Raw genomic sequence first — 19,034 nt, 5'->3', positions numbered from 1 at the left:
CGGACCGCAAGAGTCCGCACGGTGTCCGCTCGGTGCTGGGGATCCCACCGTCACCCATGCCACCTCCGGCGAAAGGAGCGACCTCATGCGCCGCACCCCGAAGCGCGTCGCCGTCATCGGCGCCGGCAGCATGGGCAGCCAGGCCATGTGGCGGCTGGCCGCCCGTGGAGCCGAGGTCATCGGCTATGACCGGTACGCGCCGGGTCACGACCGCGGCGCGGCCGGGGGTGAGAGCCGCATCTTCCGCTCCGTGCACCTCGGTGACCCCGGCTATATCCCGCTGCTGCGGCTCGCCGACCGGATGTGGGACCGGCTCCAGCGTGAAACCGGCTTCTCGCTGCGCCGTCGCAGCGGATGTCTGGTGATGGGCGAGACCGTGTCTCCGCCCATGCGCCTCCTCCTCTCCGCCGACACCACCCACCAGCTGGACCACGAGGTGCTGGACCGGGAGGAACTCGCCCGTCGCTACCCGCAGCACCGCCTCCCGGACGGGCACACCGCCGTGCTCGACCGGATGGGCTGCATCATCAGGCCCGAGGCATCGATCCAGGCCGCCGCCGCCCGCGCCGAGCAACTGGGCGCCCGGCTGCGCCGCTACACCCCGGTGCGCGAGATCGCCCCCGCGGCGGGCGGGGGAGTGCACATCGTCACCGACCAGGGCACGGACCACGTGGACACCGCGGTGGTGACCGTGGGCCCCTGGGTCAACACCCTGCTCCCGGACCTGCCGCGGGCCGTCGACATCCGCCGGCTGGTCAGTTCCTGGCACATCCCCACCCGCCACGACTGGTTCGCGGGCGGAGCCCCCGCCTTCGTCCGCAGCACACCCCACGACTGCTACGGACTCCCGTCGCCCGACGGCATCTCGGTCAAGCTGGGCCTCTCCTTCGCCCGCTATCTGCCCGTCCCCGACCCCGAGCGGCTCGACCGCACGGTCCGCCCCGAGGAACTCACCACCTTCCGCGAGCTCATCGGCGAGCTGATGCCCGACCTGAACCCCGACCCCATCCGGCTGTCGGTCTACATGGAGGGCTACACGACGTCCGGAAACCCGCTCGTCGGCCATCTCCCCGGCGAGGACGACATCGTCGTCATGGCCGGATTCTCCGGCAGCGGCTTCAAACTCTCGCCCGCCATGGGGGAGATCGCCGCGGACCTGGCGCTCGACGGCACGACGGAGCACCCCGTCGGCTTCCTCGCACCGGCAGGAGTCGGCGCCGCCTGAAGCGCTGTGGCCCGTAACCAGTTCCCCGAACCAAGAAAGTGGAGCACTTCCATGCCCATTCCCTCGTTCCAGTTCCGCCCGAAGTACGTCTCCTTCGACTGTTACGGCACGCTGATCGAGTACCCGATCACCCCCATCACGCGTGAACTCGTCGGCGACCAGATCCCCGCCGAGCAGTGGGACCAGTTCGTCCGGGAGTTCCGCGGCTACCGCTACGACCAGGTCCGCGGCGCGTACTACGCCTACGAGCAGGTGCTGCAGGACTCCTTCGAGCGGGTCTGCCGCAAGTGGGGCATCAAGGCCGCCCCGGAGGCGGGCAAGCGCTTCGCGGACGGCGTGCGCAGCTGGGCCCCGCACGCGGACATTCCGGAGCCGCTGAAGAAGATGGGTGAGAACTACAAGCTGGTCATCCTGTCCAACGCGGACGACTCCTTCCTGGAGGAGAGCGTGCCCCGCCTCGGTGCGGACTTCCACGCGGTGTTCACCGCGGAGCAGGCCGGCTACTACAAGCCCCGCTACGCCGCCTTCGAGTACATGCTCGACCAGCTCGACGCGTCCCCCGAGGACTTCGTGCACGTCTCCTCGCACACCCGCTACGACCTGATGCCGATGCACGACATGGGCTTCCGCAACCTGATCCTCCTGGACCGCGGCTACGACCCCGTGACCCACGGCTACGACTACGTGCCGGTCAAGTCCCTGGACGAGCTCAACCAGATGCTGGGCATCTGACGCGCGACGCACACCCGCTCACTCAGCACCTTCTTTCCGACAGGCGCCCGGTCTCGCGTGGCCGCCCATGAGCCCCGCGCGTTTCCGGCCGTCGGCTGACGACGTCCCACCCCCCCCCGTGCGATCCCCACGTCGTCCCCGCATCACGGATTCCCCGTACCCCCGCATCACGGATTCCCCGTATCCCCAGCGTTCTTCAGGAGGCACCGCCATGGAAAGCAACCGGACAGGCCGCAGAACCGTACTCCGCACCGCAGGCGCTGTTGCCGCCGCGATGCAGGTCAACAGGCACCTGAGCATCCCGATCGTCACGACCGCCCTGGCCCTCGCGCTCGCCGCGTGCGGGGCGAGCGGCACCGGGCAGAACGTGGGGGCGAAGGGCACGACGCAGGGTGGAGGTGCCGGCGCGTCGGCCGAGCACACCGACGACATCTCGGTGGGTGTGAAGCCGGACCCGAAGGCGGTGAAGCTGCTGCCCGCGGCGGTGAAGGACAAGGGCACGCTCTCGGTGGCCATGGACCTGGCCTACCCGCCCACCACGTTCATGGCGTCGGACAACAAGACCCCGATCGGGTTCAACCCGGACATGTCCCGGCTGATCGCCGCCAAGCTCGGCCTGAAGCTGCAGATCAACAACGTCAAGTTCGACACCATCATCACCGGCCTGCAGGCCGATCGGTACGACTTCACCGCCTCCACCATGGGTGCCACCAGCGACCGGCTGAAGGTGCTCGACATGATCGACTACTTCAAGGCCGGCACCGGGGTGTCCGTCCCTTACGGCAACCCGCAGAAGCTGGGCACCCACACGCTGTGCGGGCACCGCGTCGCCGTCACCTCCGGCAGCACCGCGGAGCTGCAGTGGCTGCCTCAGCTGTCCAAGCAGGACTGTACGAGCAAGGGCAAGCCGGCCATCAACGCGGTGACCCTGCCCAGCGTGAACGACGCTCTGACCCAGCTGGTCTCCAAGCGGATCGACGCGGTGATGTACGACTTCATCGCGCTCGAGTGGGCGGCCCGGCAGCAGCCCAAGACGTTCGATGTCCTCAAGCCCCTGGTGGCCACCAAGCCCGTGGCCGTCGCGCTGAAGAAGGAGTCTGCGCTGACCCCCGCGGTGAAGGCTGCCGTCCAGTCGATCATCGACGACCCCAAGTACACCCAGGCGCTGGGCCGCTGGGGTCTCAAGGACCTCGGGATCAAGACCGCGGCCATGGCCGTCCCGCAGGACTGACATGTCCACGGATCTGATCGGTACGAAGACCAGGAGCCGACCGGTGTCACAACTGCTGGCCGAAGAAAAGAAGCGGATCACGCCGAAACGACCGCGTGACTATGTCACCTGGGCCGTCGCGATCGCGATCGTCGCCGGTCTGGTGTGGACCGCGGTGACGAACGAGAACTATCGCTGGCCGGTGGTGTTCAGCTACTTCACCACGCAATCGATTCTCAACGGTCTGCTGATCACGCTTGTTCTCACCGCGGTCAGCATGGCGCTGAGCACCCTGCTCGGGCTGGTCCTGGCGGTGATGCGGATGTCGCATCAGCGGCCCGTTTCCGGGCTGGCCCAGCTCTACATCGCCTTCTTCCGCGGCACCCCGGTGCTCGTGCAGCTGATCTTCTGGTTCAACATCGCGGCGCTGTACCCGCACATCTCGATCGGTATCCCGTTCACCGACATCTCCACGCCGGTGAACGTGAACGCGATCATGACTCCGTTGACCGCGGCCGTGGTGGGGCTGACGCTGAACCAGGCCGCGTACATGTCCGAGATCATCCGCGGCGGGTTCGCCTCGGTTCCTCGCGGACAGCATGAGGCCGCGGAGTCCCTGGGCATGTCGGGATTCACCAAGCTCCGGCGCGTGATCATCCCGCAGACCATGCCGTCGGTCGTTCCGGCCACCGGCAACCAGGTGATCGGGATGCTCAAGGAGACCTCGCTGGTGAGCGTGCTCGGCGTCGCCGACCTGCTGAACAGCGCACAGTCGATCTACGCCCGCAACTACCAGACCATTCCGCTGCTGATCGTGGCCAGCCTCTGGTACCTGATCATGACGCTGGTGCTGAGCGTGCCGCAGTCCATGATCGAGCGCCGTTTCTCCCGCTCGACCCGGGTGCGGCTGACCCCGGCCGCCACGTCGGCCGAGCCGGAGGCGGGCCAGCCCGTACCCGCCACGAGGGAGTCCCTGCTGTGAACGCCGACGGAACGATCGTCGCACGCAAACTGTGCAAGAGCTACGGACGTCACCAGGTCCTGCGTGACATCGACCTGACCGTCGCGGCCGGTGAGATCTCGTGCATCATCGGGCCGAGCGGATCCGGCAAATCGACACTGCTGCGCTGTATCAACGGCCTGGAGACCATCGACCGCGGTGTCCTCAAGGTCAACGGGGAGGACTTCGGCTACGTCGAGAAGGACGACGCCTACCACGCCGTGCGCCCCAAGCGGCTGGCCCAGCAGCGCACCCGCATCGGCATGGTCTTCCAGCAGTTCAACCTGTTCCCCAACATGACCGCCGAGGACAACGTCATGTCCGGACCGGTGCTGGTGAAGAAGAAGAACCGTGAGGCCAGCCGCGAGCAGGCGCGAGAACTGCTGGCCAAGGTCGGCCTCGACGGATGCGGCCACAAATACCCCGCCCAGCTCTCCGGCGGCCAGCAGCAACGCGTGGCCATCGCCCGCGCGCTCGCGATGGAACCCACCATCATGCTGTTCGACGAACCCACCAGCGCACTGGACCCCGAACGCGTGGGCGAAGTACTCGCCGTCATGCGTGACCTCGCCGGCAACGGAATGACCATGCTGCTCGTCACGCACGAGATGGGCTTCGCCCGAGAGGTAGCCGACGAGGTGCTGTTCATGGACGGCGGCGTCGCGGTCGAACGCGGCGACGCCCGCGAAGTCCTCGGCAACCCCCGTGAGAAGCGAACCCAGGCGTTCCTCGAAAGGGTCCTGTAGAAGCGGCTGGGACTGACGCAACTTCCGCACCCTGCCGGCCCCGGTCCTCAACGCCCTCCGGTTCGACGTCGATCCGACCGTCACAGCGCTGACAGCGCCGTCGGCCGGGCTCCTGGTGGTGCCCGGCCGGGCCCCGCCCCCTTCGAAACTCCCCGCTAAGGACCCGACATGAAGACGATTCCCTACTGGATAGAAACCGCCGGGGCGTTTCCCGACCGATCCGGCAAGCCCGTCACCGAGGACACCGACCTGGTGGTCGTCGGGGCAGGCCTGACGGGTCTGTCCACCGCCCTGCACTCCGCGCGCAAGGGCGCCCGCGTCACCCTCGTCGAGAAGGGCCAGATCGGCTCCGGTGCCTCCGCACGCAACGGCGGCATGGCCAACCTCGGCTTCACCATCGGTGTTCGCCAGGCCATCCGCCGATACGGACTGGAGCGGGCCGGCGAGATCTACAACTCCTACGGCGAGGCCGTGGACACCGTCGAGCGGCTCGTGAACGAGGAGTCCATCGACTGCCAGTTCCGTCGCGTCGGACGCCTGGGCGTCGCCTCCCGTCCCGCTCACTTCGAAGCCAAGAAGGCCCAGCAGCGCGACCTGGCCCAGTACTTCGGGCACGAGACCACCCTGGTCGGCAAGTCCGAGCTGCGTTCCGAGATCGGATCCGACGCCTACCACGGCGGTCTGCTCGACCCGTTCAGTGCCGCTCTGCACGTCGGCCGTTTCGTGCGCGGCATGGCCGAGGCGTGCGAGCGCACCGGTGTGGAGATCCACGAGCGCAACGCGGCCATCGGCGTGCGGCGCACCGCCGCCGGCCGGTTCGAGGTCAGCACCGAGCGCGGTGTCATCCGTGCCGGGCAGGTCATGATGGCCACCGACGCCTACACCGACAAGAACTTCCCCTGGCTGCGCCGCCAGCAGGTGTGCCTGGGCAGTTTCATCATCGTGACCGAGCCGCTCGGCGAGGAACTCGCCCGGGACATCATCCCCAAGGCCCGTCTCATCGTGGACTCCAACCAGGTCTGCCACTACTTCCGGCTCACCCCGGACAACCGGCTGCTGTTCGGCGGCCGTGCCCGCTTCGCGCCGTCCGACCCCACCTCGGACAAGAAGAGCGGACAGGTTCTGTTCCGGGAGATGTGCGAGATCTTCCCTCAGCTCTCCCGCACCAAGATCGAGTACGTGTGGGGCGGTTCCGTCGGCTTCGCGATGGACCGCATCGTGCACGCCGGGCAGACCGATGACGGCGTCTACTACTCCCTGGGCTATGCGGGCCACGGTGTGCAGATGGCCACCCACATGGGGCAGGTCATGGCCGAGGTGATGGACGGTCACCCCGAGGTCAGCCCGGTCCGTGACATCGCCCCGCCCCGCATCCCCCTCTACAACGGCACCGCCTGGTTCCTGCCCTTCGCCGGCGCCTACTACAAGACGCTGGACCGCATCCGCTGACCGGTCGGCAGCACCTCTTACGCTTCCAAGGAGATACCCACGATGACTGTCGTCCGTGATGTTCCCAAGCAGTTGTTCATCGGCGGGGGCTGGCAGGACGCGGAGTCCGGCCGGACTCTGTCCGTCGACAACCCGGCCACGGGTGAGGAGTTGTGCCGGGTCGCCGACGCCTCACCCGCGGACGGGCAGCGTGCCGTCGAGGCGGCGGTCGCCGCGCAGGCCGCCTGGGCCGCCACCGCACCCCGCGCCCGCAGTGAGATCCTGCGCCGCGCCTACGACATCCTCATCGCGCGCACCGAGGACCTCGCGCTGCTGATGACGCTGGAGATGGGCAAGCCCCTGGCCGAGGCCCGCGCCGAAGTCGCCTACGGCGCGGAGTTCTTCCGCTGGTTCTCCGAGGAAGCCGTCCGCATCGACGGCGGCCTGACCACCGCCCCCGACGGCCGCAACCGGCTCCTGGTCACCCGCCAGCCGGTCGGACCCTGCCTGCTGATCACGCCGTGGAACTTCCCCCTGGCCATGGGCACCCGCAAGATCGGCCCCGCCATCGCCGCCGGCTGCACCATCGTCCTCAAACCCGCCCCCCAAACCCCCCTGACCAGCCTCGCCCTCGCCGCGATCCTGACCGAAGCCGGACTGCCCGACGGCGTCCTCAACATCATCACCACCACCGACGCCGCCGGAGTCGTCGAACCCCTCCTGCGCGGCGGCCAGATCCGCAAACTGTCCTTCACCGGCTCCACCGGCGTCGGCCGGATCCTGCTCGCCCAGTGCGCCGACACCGTCATCCGCACCAGCATGGAACTCGGCGGCAACGCCCCCCTGATCGTCTTCGACGACGCCGACCTCGACACCGCCGTCGAAGGCACCATGGTCGCCAAGATGCGCAACATGGGCGAGTCCTGCTGCGCCGCCAACCGCATCTACGTCCACACCTCCATCGCCGCAGAGTTCGCCTCCCGCCTGGCCGCCCGCATGGCCGCCCTGACCGTCGGCGACGGCACCGAGCCCGGCACCGACGTCGGCCCCCTCATCGACCTCGCCGGCCGCAGCAAGGCCCACGACCTCGTCTCCGACGCCGTCAAGCGCGGCGCCACCGTCCTGACCGGCGGGCAACTCCCCGAAGGGCCGGGCTGCTTCTACCCGCCCACCGTCCTGACCGGTATCGCACCCGAGTCGCAGATCATCGACACCGAGATCTTCGGCCCCGTCGCAGCGATCCGCACTTTCGACACCGAGGACGAAGCCGTCACCGCCGCCAACGACACCGAGTTCGGCCTGGCCTCCTACCTGTTCACCCAGAACCTCGACCGCGCCCTGCGCGTCGCCGAACGCCTCGAAAGCGGCATGATCGGCCTCAACACCGGCCTCGTCTCCAACCCCGCCGCCCCCTTCGGCGGCATCAAGCAATCCGGCCTCGGCCGCGAAGGCGGCACCGTCGGCATCGACGAGTTCCTCGAGTACAAGTACATCGCCGTACCCGTCGGAGCCTGAGATGCCCGACCGCCTCGTCGTCCTCTACCGGGGCAACCGGCCCCCCGCCACCGCACTCATCGAACGCCTCGCGGACACCGTCTACGCCACCGAGGAGGAACTGCCCTACCTCCTCCCCGGCGCCGACGCCCTCCTGGCCTGGGTCACCATCACCCCGGCCATCCGCGAGGCCTGGCCCGACACCCCCGAGAAGGCGCCCCGCTGGGTGCACGCCTCCTCGGCGGGCGTCGACTCCTTCCTCTTCCCCGCCCTGGTCGAGGATCCGGGCGTCACGCTCACCAACGCGCGTGGCGTCTACGACCGGCCGACGGCCGAGTACGTCCTCGGACTGATCCTCGCGCTCGCCAAGGACTTCCCCGGCACCTGGGAACACCAGCAGCGCCGCGAGTGGCGTCCGCGTCCCAGCGACGGCATCACCGCACGCACCGTTCTGGTGTGGGGCACCGGGCCGATCGGACGTGCCATCGCCCGGCTGTTGCGCGCCGTGGGCATGCGGGTCTGCGGCGCCGGCCGCACGGCCCGGTCCGGCGACCCCGACTTCGGTACGGTCCACGGTTCGGCCACCGTCCCCGCGGCCCTGGCGGAGGCGGACTACGTCGTCCTGGCCGCACCCCTCACCCCGGACACCCGGGGCATGGTCGACGCCCCCGTGCTGGCCGCGATGAAGCCGGGAGCCCGGCTGATCAACGTCGGCCGGGGCGGCCTGGTCGACGAGGAGGCGCTCATCGACCACCTCTCCGCGGGCCGGCTCGCCGGTGCCGCCCTGGACGTCTTCGGCCAGGAGCCCCTGCCGGCCGGGTCCCCCCTGTGGGACATGCCCGGCGTGATGATCTCCCCGCACACGGCGGGCGAGACCACCGCCGAGCGGGAGGCACTCGTCGAGGTGTTCCTCGACAATCTCACCCGGCACGTCGAGGGCCGCCCCCTGCGCAACGTCGTGGACAAGCGGCGCGGTTACGTGATCCACGAGGAGTCCCCCGCCTGACGAGCGAGGAGTTGACGCCCCGGCGGTGGTCTCCACCGGCCGGGGCGTTCGCTATGCGCCTTTCCCCCGTCCCCGTACGCTGCCCGTCACCGCCAGCACGGACAGCACGACGAGGGCGGCTGCCGGGCCCAGCACGGTCCAGGGGGCCAGTTCGGCGTACGGCTGGTTCTCCGAGAGGAGGCGGCCCCACTCGGGGGTGGGCGGCTGCTCGCCCAGGCCCAGGAAGCCGAGCGAGGCCAGGACCAGGACGGTCGTGGGCAGGCGGAGCAGGGCGTTGCGCAGGAGCGCCGGGATCACCGAGGGGAGCAGGTGGCGGCGCATCAGGTGCAGCCGCCCGGCGCCGAGTGCGACGGACGCGGCGATGTGCCCGCCGGCGCGTTCCTGCTCCAGCAGCGCGGCGGTCTGGGCGGCGTACGGAGTCCAGCCCACCGCGCAGACCGCGCTCGCGGCGCCCCACACCGAGGGTCCGGTCACACCCGCGATCAGCAGGCCCGCGAGGACGGCGGGCAGCGTCGACACGACCTCCGTCGGGCCGGCGCTCGCCCGCGGTGCCATGCCCAGCAGCAGTCCGGTGACGGCGCTGACCGCCGTGACGGCCAGGGCGACCCCCGCGGTGCGCAACGCACCGTGACCCAGCCGGGCCAGCAGGTCACGGCCCAGGGCGTCCGTGCCCAGAGGGTGGTCGAGGGACGGCGGCAGCAGCCGTGCCGCCGTGTCGACCTGGAGGGGGTCGCGCAGGAGGCCCGCGGTGACCAGGGCGAGCAGGACGAGGGCGCAGACGGTGGTGATCCAGCGCAGGGAGGACGGCACCGTGAGCGGGGGGCGGTGCAGGGCGGGCAGGGCGCCGTCCCGCAAGGGCCGTCCGAGGAGGGCGTGACGCAGGGCGCGGATCACGATGCCCGCGCTCACGCCGAGCAGGACCAGAGCCAGCGTCGCGGTCTGCAGCACCGGGAGGTCTTGGGCGACGGCGGCTTCCAGGGCGAGTCGGCCGAGCCCCGGGATGTTGAAGATCATCTCCACGGCGACCGCACCGCCGACCAGCGCCACGACGGTCGGCAGCAGCTGCGGCAGTATGCCGGGCAGGGTGCGGCGCAGCGCGTTGCGGGCGATGCGGCCGGACGGGAGGCCGACGGCGTAGGCCGTGCGCGCCCAGGGTTCGTGGAAGGCGGGGGGCAGCGCCTGGTCGAGCATGCCGCCGAGCATCGCGCCCGACGGGATGCCGAGGGCGAGTGAGGGCAGCAGCATCGACTGCGGGCCCTCCCACCCGCTGGACGGGAACCAGCCCCACCACACCCCGCACACGGTGGCCAGCACCGAGGCGAGCAGGAACTTCGGCAGCGACGCGAGGACGGCGGCCGTGGTGCCCGCCCGGTCCTGCCGCAGCCGGCGCCGGGAACCGAGGAAGACCGTACGGGCGCACACCAGTCCGGCGACCAGGGCCGTGACCGCGAACGCGCCCAGCATCAGCGTCAGGGAGACCGACAGGGCCGTGCCCACCTGCGGCATGACCGGTGCGCCGGAGACCCACGAGACGCCCGCGTCCCCGCGCGGCAGGCCGCCCAGCCAGTGGGCGAGGTGGACCAGCGGGCCCTCGTCCAACCCCAGTTGGACGCGCACGGCGGCGAGTTCGGCAGGTGTGGGGTTCTGGTCGGCGGAGCGCGCCCGCAGCACGGTCCGGGCCGGGTCGGCTCCGGACAGCCAGGGGAGCAGGGCCACGGCGCCGAGCAGTGCGCCACCGGCGAGCACACGGCCGGCCGCCGCCGGCCAGGGGGACGGGCGGGCGGCGGCGGGGGCGTGCGCGAGGCTCATGCCGGTTACTTCAGGTGCGTGTCGACGTCGATGAGGGACCGCTCGCGCGGGTCGAGGATGACGCCCTCGACGTCGGCGGCGATGCCCTGCACGGCCTGCTCGTGGACCAGCGGCACCACCGCGTCGGTGCGCAGGATCTCCGCCTCGGCCCGCATGATCTTCCGCTGGCGCCCGGCGGTGTCCCGCTCGGCTGCGGCCGCCCGGATGGCCTTGTCCACCGCGGGGTTCTTCAGGCCGGCGATGTTGTAGACGCCGTCGCTGGTGAAGTCGCTGGCGAGGTAGTCGACCGCGTCGCCGGTGTCGAGGAGCGTCACCCGCGAGAAGACGAGGGCGTCGTACTTCCCAGCGAGGAGGTCGCCCTCCATCTGCGTGTACTCGCGCACGTCCTGCTTCACGGTGAACCCGGCCTTCTCCAGCTGCTGCTGGAGCACGGTCGCCGCCTCGGGCAGCTCGGCCCGGTTGGTGTAGGTGGCCAGCCGCAGCGTCCTGTCCTGGGAGGCGGTCTTCACCTCGGCGGCGGTCGCGGCCTTCGTACGGCCCGTCACCTGGACGCGCTGGTCGGCCGCCCAGGGAACGGCGGGCCCGAACAGGCCCTGCCCGGCGTCGGCGTAGCCGCCGAAGACGGAGTCCACCAGCGCGGAGCCGTCGACGGCCTCGCGGGCGGCGGCGCGCAGACCGGCGTCGGTGAACAGGCCGCTGCCGGTGTTCAGGATCAGGCTGTCGGTGCGCACCGAGGGGACCTCGTGCCGGGTCTTGCCGTCGAGCAGTTTCGCCTGGGCGGTGGGGATCCACTCGGCGATGTCGGCCTCGCCGCCGCGCAGGGCGTTGGCGCGGGCCGTCCCGTCCGCGATCCAGCTGACGTCGATGCCGGGCGCCTTCGCCTTGCCGCCCCAGTAGCCGTCGAAGCGGTCGAGGGCGGCCTTGGTCTTGCCGCTCAGCCGGGTGATCTCGAACGGACCGGTGCCGGTGCCCGCGGGGCTCACGGCGCCGTCCTTCCCATACGCCTTCGCCGACAGGATCGCCAGCGCGGGGCTGGCCAGCCGCAGCGGCAGCACCGGGTCGGGCGACTTGGTGGTGAGGGTGACGGTGTCGGCGTCGTCGGCCTTGGCGGTCAGTGACACGTCGCTCAGGACGCGGGGCTTGGGCTTGGCCGCGCCGGCGTGGTCGAGCGCGTTGACGACGGCCTGGGCGGTCAGCTCGGTGCCGTCCTGGAACTCGGCCTCGCGCAGCTCGAAGGTCCAGGTGGTGTCGCCGTTCTGCTTCCAGGACTTCGCCAGGGCGGGCTTGGCCGTGCCGTTCTTGTCAAGGGCGGTGAGTCCCTCGGCGACGGACAACTTGCTCAGCACAGTGGCGTCGTTGCTGTACGGGGACAGCGCCTGTACCGGCGGCACGGCCAGCGCGACCCGCAGCCGTCCGCCCGATCCCGTCCCGGCGCCCGCGTCGCTGTCGCCCGGTGCGAAGCAGCCGGCCAGCAGAGGGGTGAGAGCGAGCGCCGCTATGAGACCGCGGGAGGTGGTGCGCATGTCAGTTCCTGTCGTGCGGGAGATCGGCGGCGTCAGCATATAAGGGGAGGCTTACCAAACTCTCGCCGGGTAGGTGAAATCTCAACGACTGGACCGCCGCGGTTCGGAAAAGAACATCTCGACCCGCTGTTCGACCTGTGCCATCGTGTCCGCCGGGGTGGAGGTGAGGCGCATGACCGGCGCGGACCCGGGACTGTTCGGTCCCGCATCGGTGACCTGGCAGGTGCACAGCGACCCCGTGATGTGGATCGCGGGCGTCCGGGCGCTCTACCTCCAGGCCCTGCATCCGCGCGCGGTCCGCGGGGTCATGCAGAACTCCGACTTCCGGCGGGACGCCTGGGGCCGGCTGATGCGCACCGCGAGCTTCGTCGGAACGACGACCTACGGCACCACCGACGCCGCCGAGCGCGCCGGTGCCCGCGTCCGCAGGATCCACCGCATGCTGACCGCGACCGACCCGGACACGGGCGAGCGCTACGGCGTCGACGAACCCGCCCTGCTGATGTGGGTGCACTGCGCCGAGATCGACTCGTACCTTCACGTCGCCCGCCGGTCCGGCTTCCGGCTCACCGACGCCGAGGCCGACCGCTACCTCGCCGAACACCTGGAGAGCGCCCGCCTCGTGGGTCTCGACCCCGGCGCCGTACCGGGCAACCGGGCCGAGATGGCCGCGTACTTCGACAAGGTGCGCCCGGACCTCGCCGCCGGACCCGAGGCACGCGAGGTGGACGACTTCCTGCTCCGCCCGCCGACGCACCCCCTCCTCGTACCGGCGCGCGAGGTGCTGTGGCGGCGCGTGGCACATCTGGCGTACGCCTCCCTGCCGCCGTACGCCCACGAGTTGTACGGCAGACCGGCCCCCGCACCCGCCACCGTCACCCGCCAACTGCGCCTCGCAGGCCTCCTGCTGCGCCGCGTTCCCGCACGTGTGCGGTGGCAACTCCCGCCCAAACACATCCTGCGGGCCATGGCGAGGCTCGGCCCCGGCGCCCGCCCGGCACCGTACAAACTCGGACGATAGGCCGCCATACTGGGTGGGCCAGGGGGGCGGGCGAACAGCTACCGGGGGGAGCGTCGCGCGACATGGGGGACAGCAGGCTCATCCAGGGCCGGTACCGGCTGCTCGATCTGATCGGGCGCGGCGGCATGGGCGAGGTGTGGCGGGCACGGGACGAGTCCCTGGGCCGGCACGTCGCCGTCAAGTGCCTCAAACCGCTGGGCCCGAACCACGACCACGCCTTCACCCGCGTGCTGCGGGAGCGGTTCCGCCGCGAGGCCCGGGTGGCCGCCGCGCTGCAGCACCGCGGCATCACCGTCGTGCACGACTTCGGCGAAGCCGACGGCGTCCTCTACCTCGTCATGGAGCTGCTCGACGGCCGCAACCTCAGCCAGCTCCTGGAGGACAACAAGCAGCACCCGCTGCCGGTCGCGGACGTCATGGAGATCGCCGAGCAGGTCGCCGCCGCCCTCGCCTACTGTCACGAACAGAACATCGTGCACCGGGACCTGAAACCCGCCAACATCGTGCGGCTCGGCGACGGCACGGTGAAGATCTGCGACTTCGGCATCGCCCGCCTCGGCCACGACATCGGCTTCACCTCCCGGCTGACCGGCACCGGCATCGCCATGGGCACCCCGCACTACATGTCCCCGGAACAGATCGGCGGCGACGGGGTCGACCACCGCAGCGACCTCTACTCCTTCGGATGCGTCCTGTACGAGATCGCCACCGGCGTACCGCCGTTCGACCTCGACGACGCCTGGGCGGTCCTCGTCGGCCACCGCGACACCCCGCCCCGCCCGCCGCGCGAGCACCGCGCCGAACTGCCCGAGTACCTGGAGCGGGTCGTCCTCGACCTGCTCGCCAAGGAACCCGGGCAACGACCCGACGACGCCCGCGAGCTGGCCCGCCGGATCAGCGCCCACCGGGCCGCTCCGGCGTGCGTGCCCGCCGTCGCCGCGGCCCGCCCGGTCCCCGGCGGGCCGGCCGGCGCGGGCCGGCTGCCGTCCTGGACCCGCGGCATGACCACCGGCCACAAGGCGACCGGCACCGGGCTGCGCACCACGCCCCCGGACCCGTCGGCGGGACTGTCCGGCGAGTGGATCGCACGGCCCGCCACCGGCCCCGTCATCGAAGAACCCGCCCCCGCGCAGCGGCCCGCCCCGCCCACGGAGGTCCTGACCGCCCTGGCCGGCCGGCACAACGCGGGCCTGAGCCTCGGACGGCTCGGCCGCTGGGCGGAGGCGGGCGAGGTGCACCGGGCGGTCGCCGCCGAACGCGAGCACCTCCTCGGGCCCGACCACCCCGACACCCTCGCCAGCCGCTACGAGGTCGCCTTCACCCTCAGCCGCACCGGCCGCGCCGCGGACGCCCTGCGCGAGTACAAGCACGTCGCCGAGGCCAGGATCCGCACCCTCGGCGCCGACCACCCCGACACCCTGGCCGCCCGCCAGGAGATGGCCTACGTGCTCGGCCAGCTGGGCCGCCCCTTCGACGCCCACCGTGTCTACACCTCGGTGCTCACCGCCCGCGAGGACACCATGGGCCCCGACCACCCCGACACCCTGCGCTGCCGCCACAACCTCGCGTTCAACCTCAGCCGCCTCGGCCGCCTGGAGGACTCGTACCGCATGGCCCGCGAGGTGGCCACCGCCCGCGCCCGTGTGCTCGGCCCGGACCACCCCGACACGCTCGTCACCCGCTACGAGGTCGCCTACGCGCTCGGCCAGCTGGGCCGCTGGCCCGAGGCCCTGGAGACCTACCGCGAGGTCGCCGAGGCCCGCGGCCGCGCCCTCGGCCCCGACCACCCCGACACCCTCGCCGCCCGGCACGAGATCGGCATCAGCCTGGGCCGCCTCGGCCGCAGCGCTGAAGCCCTGGACCTCTACGGCGGTCTGGCCGGGGACCGCAGCCGCAGCCAGGGCCCCACCCACCCCGAAACCCTGCGCGCCCGCCACGGTCGCTGCGTCAATCTCGGACGGCTCGGCCGCTGGGCGGAGGCCCTCAACGAATCCCGGGAGGTCGCCGCCCTCCGCGAACAGGTCCTCGGCCCCGACCACCCGGACACCCTGGTCAGCCTGCGCGAGGTCGCCGTCGGCCTCGGCTGGCTGGGCCGCTGGGCCGACGCGCTCACCGAGTACCGGCGCGTGGCCACCGCCCGCGAACGCGTCCTCGGCACCGACCACCCCGACACCCTCGCCAGCCGCAACGACGAGGCCCACTGCCTGGAACAGCTCGGCCGCGGCGCCGAGGCCGTGGCCCTGTACCGAAGAGTGGCGGCCCTGAGAGAGCAGCGGGCCGCGGCGGCTCGCTGACCCCGAGCGGGCGGGCAGGCGCCGTCTGGCCGACCCGGATCACCCCGTGTTACCAAGAACCATGACCGCACCCGAGGGACCCCGCGCACACCGGACGTACGACGCCGTCATCGTCGGCGGCGGCCACAACGGCCTGGTGGCCGCCGCGTATCTGGCCCGGGCCGGGCGCTCCGTGCTCGTGCTGGAGCGGCTGGACCACACGGGCGGCGCGGCGGTGTCCACCCGTCCCTTCGCCGGGGTCGACGCCCGGCTGTCCCGCTACTCGTACCTGGTCAGCCTGCTGCCGAAGAAGATCGTCCGGGACCTCGGCCTGGACTTCCGGGTCCGCACCCGTACCGTCTCCTCCTACACACCCGCCGAGCGTGACGGGCGGCCCACCGGTCTCCTCGTCGGCGGCGGCGAGCGGCGCACCCGTGAGGCGTTCACCCGGCTCACCGGCTCCGACCGCGAGTACCGGGCGTGGCAGGCGTTCTACGGCATGACCGGCCGCGCCGCCCAGCGGATCTTCCCGACCCTCACGGAGCCGCTGCCCTCCCGCGACGAACTCCGCGGCCGCCTCGACGACGAGGAAGCCTGGCGGACGCTCTTCGAGGAGCCGATCGGCACCGCCGTAGAGGAGCGTTTCGACGACGACCTGGTGCGCGGCGTCGTCCTCACCGACGCCCTCATCGGCACCTTCGCCGACGCCCACGACCCCTCCCTGAAGCAGAACCGCTGCTTCCTCTACCACGTGATCGGCGGCGGCACCGGCGACTGGGACGTGCCGGTCGGCGGCATGGGAGCCCTCACCGACGCCCTCGTCGGCACGGCACGCGCGGCGGGCGCGGTCCTCGCCACCGGTCACGAGGCGCTGCGCATCGCCACGGACGGCCGAACCGCCGAGGTCACGTATCGCACGGCCGACGGCGAAGGCACCGTCGCCGCCCGCCACGTCCTGGTGAACGCCTCACCGCAGGCCCTGGCCGACCTGACGGGCGGCACACCTCCGGCGCCCGCCGAGGGCGCCCAGCTCAAGGTCAACATGCTGCTCAAGCGGCTGCCGCGGCTGCGCGACAGCTCCGTCGACCCGCGGGAGGCCTTCGCCGGCACCTTCCACATCGCCGAGGGCTACGAGCAACTGGCCACCGCCCACGCCCAGGCCGCCGCCGGGGAGCTGCCCGCCGCGCCGCCCTCCGAGATCTACTGCCACTCGCTCACCGACCCGACCATCCTCGGGTCCGGCCTGGCCGAGCAGGGCTACCAGACGCTCACCCTCTTCGGCCTGCACACCCCGGCCCGCCTGTTCGAGCGGGACAACGACGCCGTACGCGAGGACCTGCTGAAGTCGACCCTCGCCCAGCTCGACGCCCATCTGGCCGAACCCCTCGCCGACTGCCTGGCCACCGACGCGGACGGACGCCCCTGCATCGAGGCCCGGACCCCGCTCGACCTGGAGCGGGACCTCGGCCTGCCCGGCGGCAACATCTTCCACCGCGAGCTGAGCTGGCCCTACGCCCAGGACGGCACCGGCCGCTGGGGCGTGGAGACCGGGCACGCCAACGTGCTGCTGTGCGGGGCCGGTGCGGTGCGCGGGGGCGGGGTCAGCGGGGTACCGGGGCACAACGCGGCCATGGCCGTGCTGGAGAACACCGGAGGGTGACCGCTCAGTCGGCCTCCCGCGTCCACCCCACCGCCTTCAGGCGCGCCCCGTCCGCCGGACGCGTCTCGTCGAACAGGACGCCCCCGGGCGCCTCCACCCGCAGTCCGTCCACGTAGCAGCCGCGCCCGACGTACAGCCGGTCCGTCGCGTACCGCCAGCGCAGGGCGAGTTCTTGTGCGGCCGGGAGGCCGGCGGTGAGCTTGTGCCAGACGCGGCCGGACCAGCCGGTGACCGAGCCCGAGGGGTGCTGCTCGGGGTCCTGACCGCGTCGGGACGTCGTGAAGGGCACCGGCTGCCAGCTCGTGCCGCCGTCGGTCGTGGCCTCCAGGACCAGGACGTCGGCCTTGGGCTCGGTGTCCCACCACAGCGCGCAGCGCAGCCGCGCCCGCCCGGCGGAGGTGTCGAGCACCGGGAGCGTGAGGGTCGCCGTGGTGGAGAGCGCCGTCCCGGAGAACCAGGCCGTGCGTCCCCGCGCCGGCCGGACCGGCACGGCTCGCGCCATGCTGTTCGCCGCGGCGACCCTGGGCGCCGAACCGGAACGCCAGCTCCGCACCGGATGGACCGAGTTGCCGAGGACGACGAGGAACGAGTCGGTCGTCGGGTCGAGCACCAGCGAGGTGCCCGTGAAGCCGGTGTGCCCCGCACTGCGCGGCGTGGCCATCGCGCCCATGTACCAGTGCTGGTAGAGCTCGAAGCCGAGGCCGTGCTCGTCCCCGGGGAAGGCCGTGTTGAAGTCGGTGAACATCAGCTCCACCGACTCCGGCGTCAGGATCCTGGACCGCCCGTAGACACCGCCGTTGAGCAGCGTACGGCCGAGCACCGCGAGGTCCCACGCGTCGGAGAACACGCCGGCATGGCCCGCGACCCCGCCCAGGCCGAAGGCGTTCTCGTCGTGCACCTCGCCCCACACCAGGCCCCGGTCCAGGCCGGACCACGGTGCCCGCGCGTCCTCCGTGGCCGCGATCTTCGGCCGCCAGGACGCGGGCGGGTTGTAGCGGGTGCGGCGCAGGCCGAGCGGCCCGGTGATCTCGTCCCGGAGCAGCACGTCCAGGGCGCGGCCCGTGACCCGTTCCAGCACGAGCTGGAGCGAGATGAGGTTCAGGTCCGAGTACAGGTACGCCGTGCCCGGCGCGCTGACCGGCGCCTCGTTCCAGATGCGCTGGAGCTTCTCCTCGTACGTCGGCGCGCTGTACAGCGGGATCCAGGCGCGGAAACCGGAGGTGTGCGTGAGGAGCTGACGGATCGTGATGTCCTGCTTGCCCGCCCGCGCGAAGTCCGGCAGGTATGAGGCGACCTTCGCCTCCAGTTCCAGTGCGCCCCGTTCCATCTGCTGCACGGCGAGGATCGAGGTGAACAGCTTCGACACCGACGCCAGGTCGAAGACGGTGTCCTCGGCCATCGGGATCTGCTCGCCGGGCGGGAACTCGATGCCGGTGTCGGTCTTCTCGTCGTAGGCCCGGTAGCGCACCGCCATGCCGATGGGCCGGTGCAGTGCGACCGTGCCACCGCGTCCGGCGAGCAGGACGGCGCCCGCGTACCAGGGGTGCTCGGGGGAGGGGCCGAGGAACGCCTCCGCGTCGGTGACGAGCCGGCGCAGGTGGGAGGAGAGCAGCCCGGCGCGGGCGGCGGAGCCGTGCCGCAGGGTGGGGCGATGGCGGGTGCCCGCCGGAGCGGCCGAAGCGGGCCCGGTGGGCAACGGGGAGAGGGCGAGCGCGCCGCCCAGGGCCAGCCCTGCCCGGCCCAGTTGACGTCGAGTCAGTTCGCCGCTCGCAGGTCTGTCGGTCACCGCACACACCCCTTCGTCTCCACCGTCTCGCATGTCCCGTGCAGTATGTCCGCCGCACGTCTCCGCATACAGACCGCACGCACGAACCGACCACGGCCTGAATCTGACGGAGCATCAGAAA

14 protein-coding genes are annotated in these 19,034 nt (G+C 71.6%); 11 read left to right on the top strand and 3 right to left on the bottom strand.

The annotated features are described in order from the left end of the window. The first annotated feature begins 85 nt into the window (after positions 1-85). The 8 genes from solA (at position 86) to RFN52_RS02650 (ending at position 8,841) form a co-directional block, all read left to right on the top strand. The gene (gene solA, locus RFN52_RS02685; RefSeq protein ID WP_184854275.1) at positions 86-1,225 is read left to right on the top strand and encodes an N-methyl-L-tryptophan oxidase; all 1,140 of its coding nucleotides are present in this window, start codon (positions 86-88) and stop codon (positions 1,223-1,225) included. A 51-nt stretch (positions 1,226-1,276) separates the two neighbouring features. Continuing rightward, positions 1,277-1,957 carry a haloacid dehalogenase type II gene (locus RFN52_RS02680; RefSeq protein ID WP_184854276.1) on the top strand — a complete coding sequence of 227 codons (681 nt, stop codon included), beginning with the start codon at positions 1,277-1,279 and terminating at the stop codon, positions 1,955-1,957. A gap of 211 nt (positions 1,958-2,168) precedes the next feature. Continuing rightward, positions 2,169-3,188, top strand: a complete 1,020-nt coding sequence (locus tag RFN52_RS02675) for an ABC transporter substrate-binding protein (RefSeq protein ID WP_229857058.1) — start codon at positions 2,169-2,171, stop codon at positions 3,186-3,188. 1 nt (position 3,189) lies between these two features. Further along, complete coding sequence (locus RFN52_RS02670) at positions 3,190-4,149, top strand: amino acid ABC transporter permease (RefSeq protein WP_229857059.1); 960 nt, start codon at positions 3,190-3,192, stop codon at positions 4,147-4,149. Continuing rightward, a complete protein-coding gene (locus RFN52_RS02665; protein WP_184854277.1) occupies positions 4,146-4,913 on the top strand; it encodes an amino acid ABC transporter ATP-binding protein in 768 nt (255 codons plus the stop codon). The genes RFN52_RS02670 and RFN52_RS02665 overlap by 4 nt, the downstream gene beginning before the upstream one ends. A gap of 168 nt (positions 4,914-5,081) precedes the next feature. Further along, the gene (locus RFN52_RS02660; protein ID WP_184854278.1) at positions 5,082-6,362 is read left to right on the top strand and encodes an NAD(P)/FAD-dependent oxidoreductase; all 1,281 of its coding nucleotides are present in this window, start codon (positions 5,082-5,084) and stop codon (positions 6,360-6,362) included. Between the two features lie 42 nt (positions 6,363-6,404). Next, on the top strand, positions 6,405-7,856 hold the full coding sequence (locus RFN52_RS02655) for an NAD-dependent succinate-semialdehyde dehydrogenase (RefSeq protein ID WP_184854279.1): 1,452 nt from the start codon (positions 6,405-6,407) through the stop codon (positions 7,854-7,856). Between the two features lies 1 nt (position 7,857). Continuing rightward, on the top strand, positions 7,858-8,841 hold the full coding sequence (locus RFN52_RS02650) for a D-2-hydroxyacid dehydrogenase (RefSeq protein ID WP_184854280.1): 984 nt from the start codon (positions 7,858-7,860) through the stop codon (positions 8,839-8,841). Between the two features lie 51 nt (positions 8,842-8,892). Here the strand turns inward: RFN52_RS02650 and RFN52_RS02645 are convergent, their stop codons facing one another. After that, positions 8,893-10,650: an ABC transporter permease subunit gene (locus tag RFN52_RS02645; protein ID WP_184854281.1), complete on the bottom strand. Its 1,758-nt coding sequence runs from the start codon at positions 10,648-10,650 to the stop codon at positions 8,893-8,895. 5 nt (positions 10,651-10,655) lie between these two features. After that, positions 10,656-12,173 (bottom strand): ABC transporter substrate-binding protein, encoded by a 1,518-nt coding sequence (locus RFN52_RS02640; protein ID WP_184854282.1) that lies wholly within the window; start codon positions 12,171-12,173, stop codon positions 10,656-10,658. Between the two features lie 172 nt (positions 12,174-12,345). Between RFN52_RS02640 and RFN52_RS02635 the strand changes: the two genes are divergently transcribed. From RFN52_RS02635 to RFN52_RS02625, 3 genes are all read left to right on the top strand, one after another. Beyond that, a complete protein-coding gene (locus tag RFN52_RS02635) occupies positions 12,346-13,194 on the top strand; it encodes an oxygenase MpaB family protein (RefSeq protein WP_184854283.1) in 849 nt (282 codons plus the stop codon). Positions 13,195-13,256: 62 nt separating this feature from the next. Then, the gene (locus tag RFN52_RS02630) at positions 13,257-15,488 is read left to right on the top strand and encodes a serine/threonine-protein kinase (protein WP_184854284.1); all 2,232 of its coding nucleotides are present in this window, start codon (positions 13,257-13,259) and stop codon (positions 15,486-15,488) included. Between the two features lie 61 nt (positions 15,489-15,549). Further along, a complete protein-coding gene (locus RFN52_RS02625) occupies positions 15,550-17,127 on the top strand; it encodes a phytoene desaturase family protein (protein WP_184854285.1) in 1,578 nt (525 codons plus the stop codon). A 4-nt stretch (positions 17,128-17,131) separates the two neighbouring features. Here the strand turns inward: RFN52_RS02625 and RFN52_RS02620 are convergent, their stop codons facing one another. Further along, entirely contained in the window at positions 17,132-18,946 is a 1,815-nt protein-coding gene (locus RFN52_RS02620) for a serine hydrolase domain-containing protein (protein WP_184854286.1), read from the bottom strand. Positions 18,947-19,034: the final 88 nt, after the last annotated feature.

Source organism: Streptomyces collinus, from assembly GCF_031348265.1.
In the GTDB taxonomy this organism is placed as follows: domain Bacteria; phylum Actinomycetota; class Actinomycetes; order Streptomycetales; family Streptomycetaceae; genus Streptomyces; species Streptomyces collinus.
Note: the sequence above shows the minus strand (reverse complement) of the source record. Positions and strands in the feature narration are given on the sequence as shown.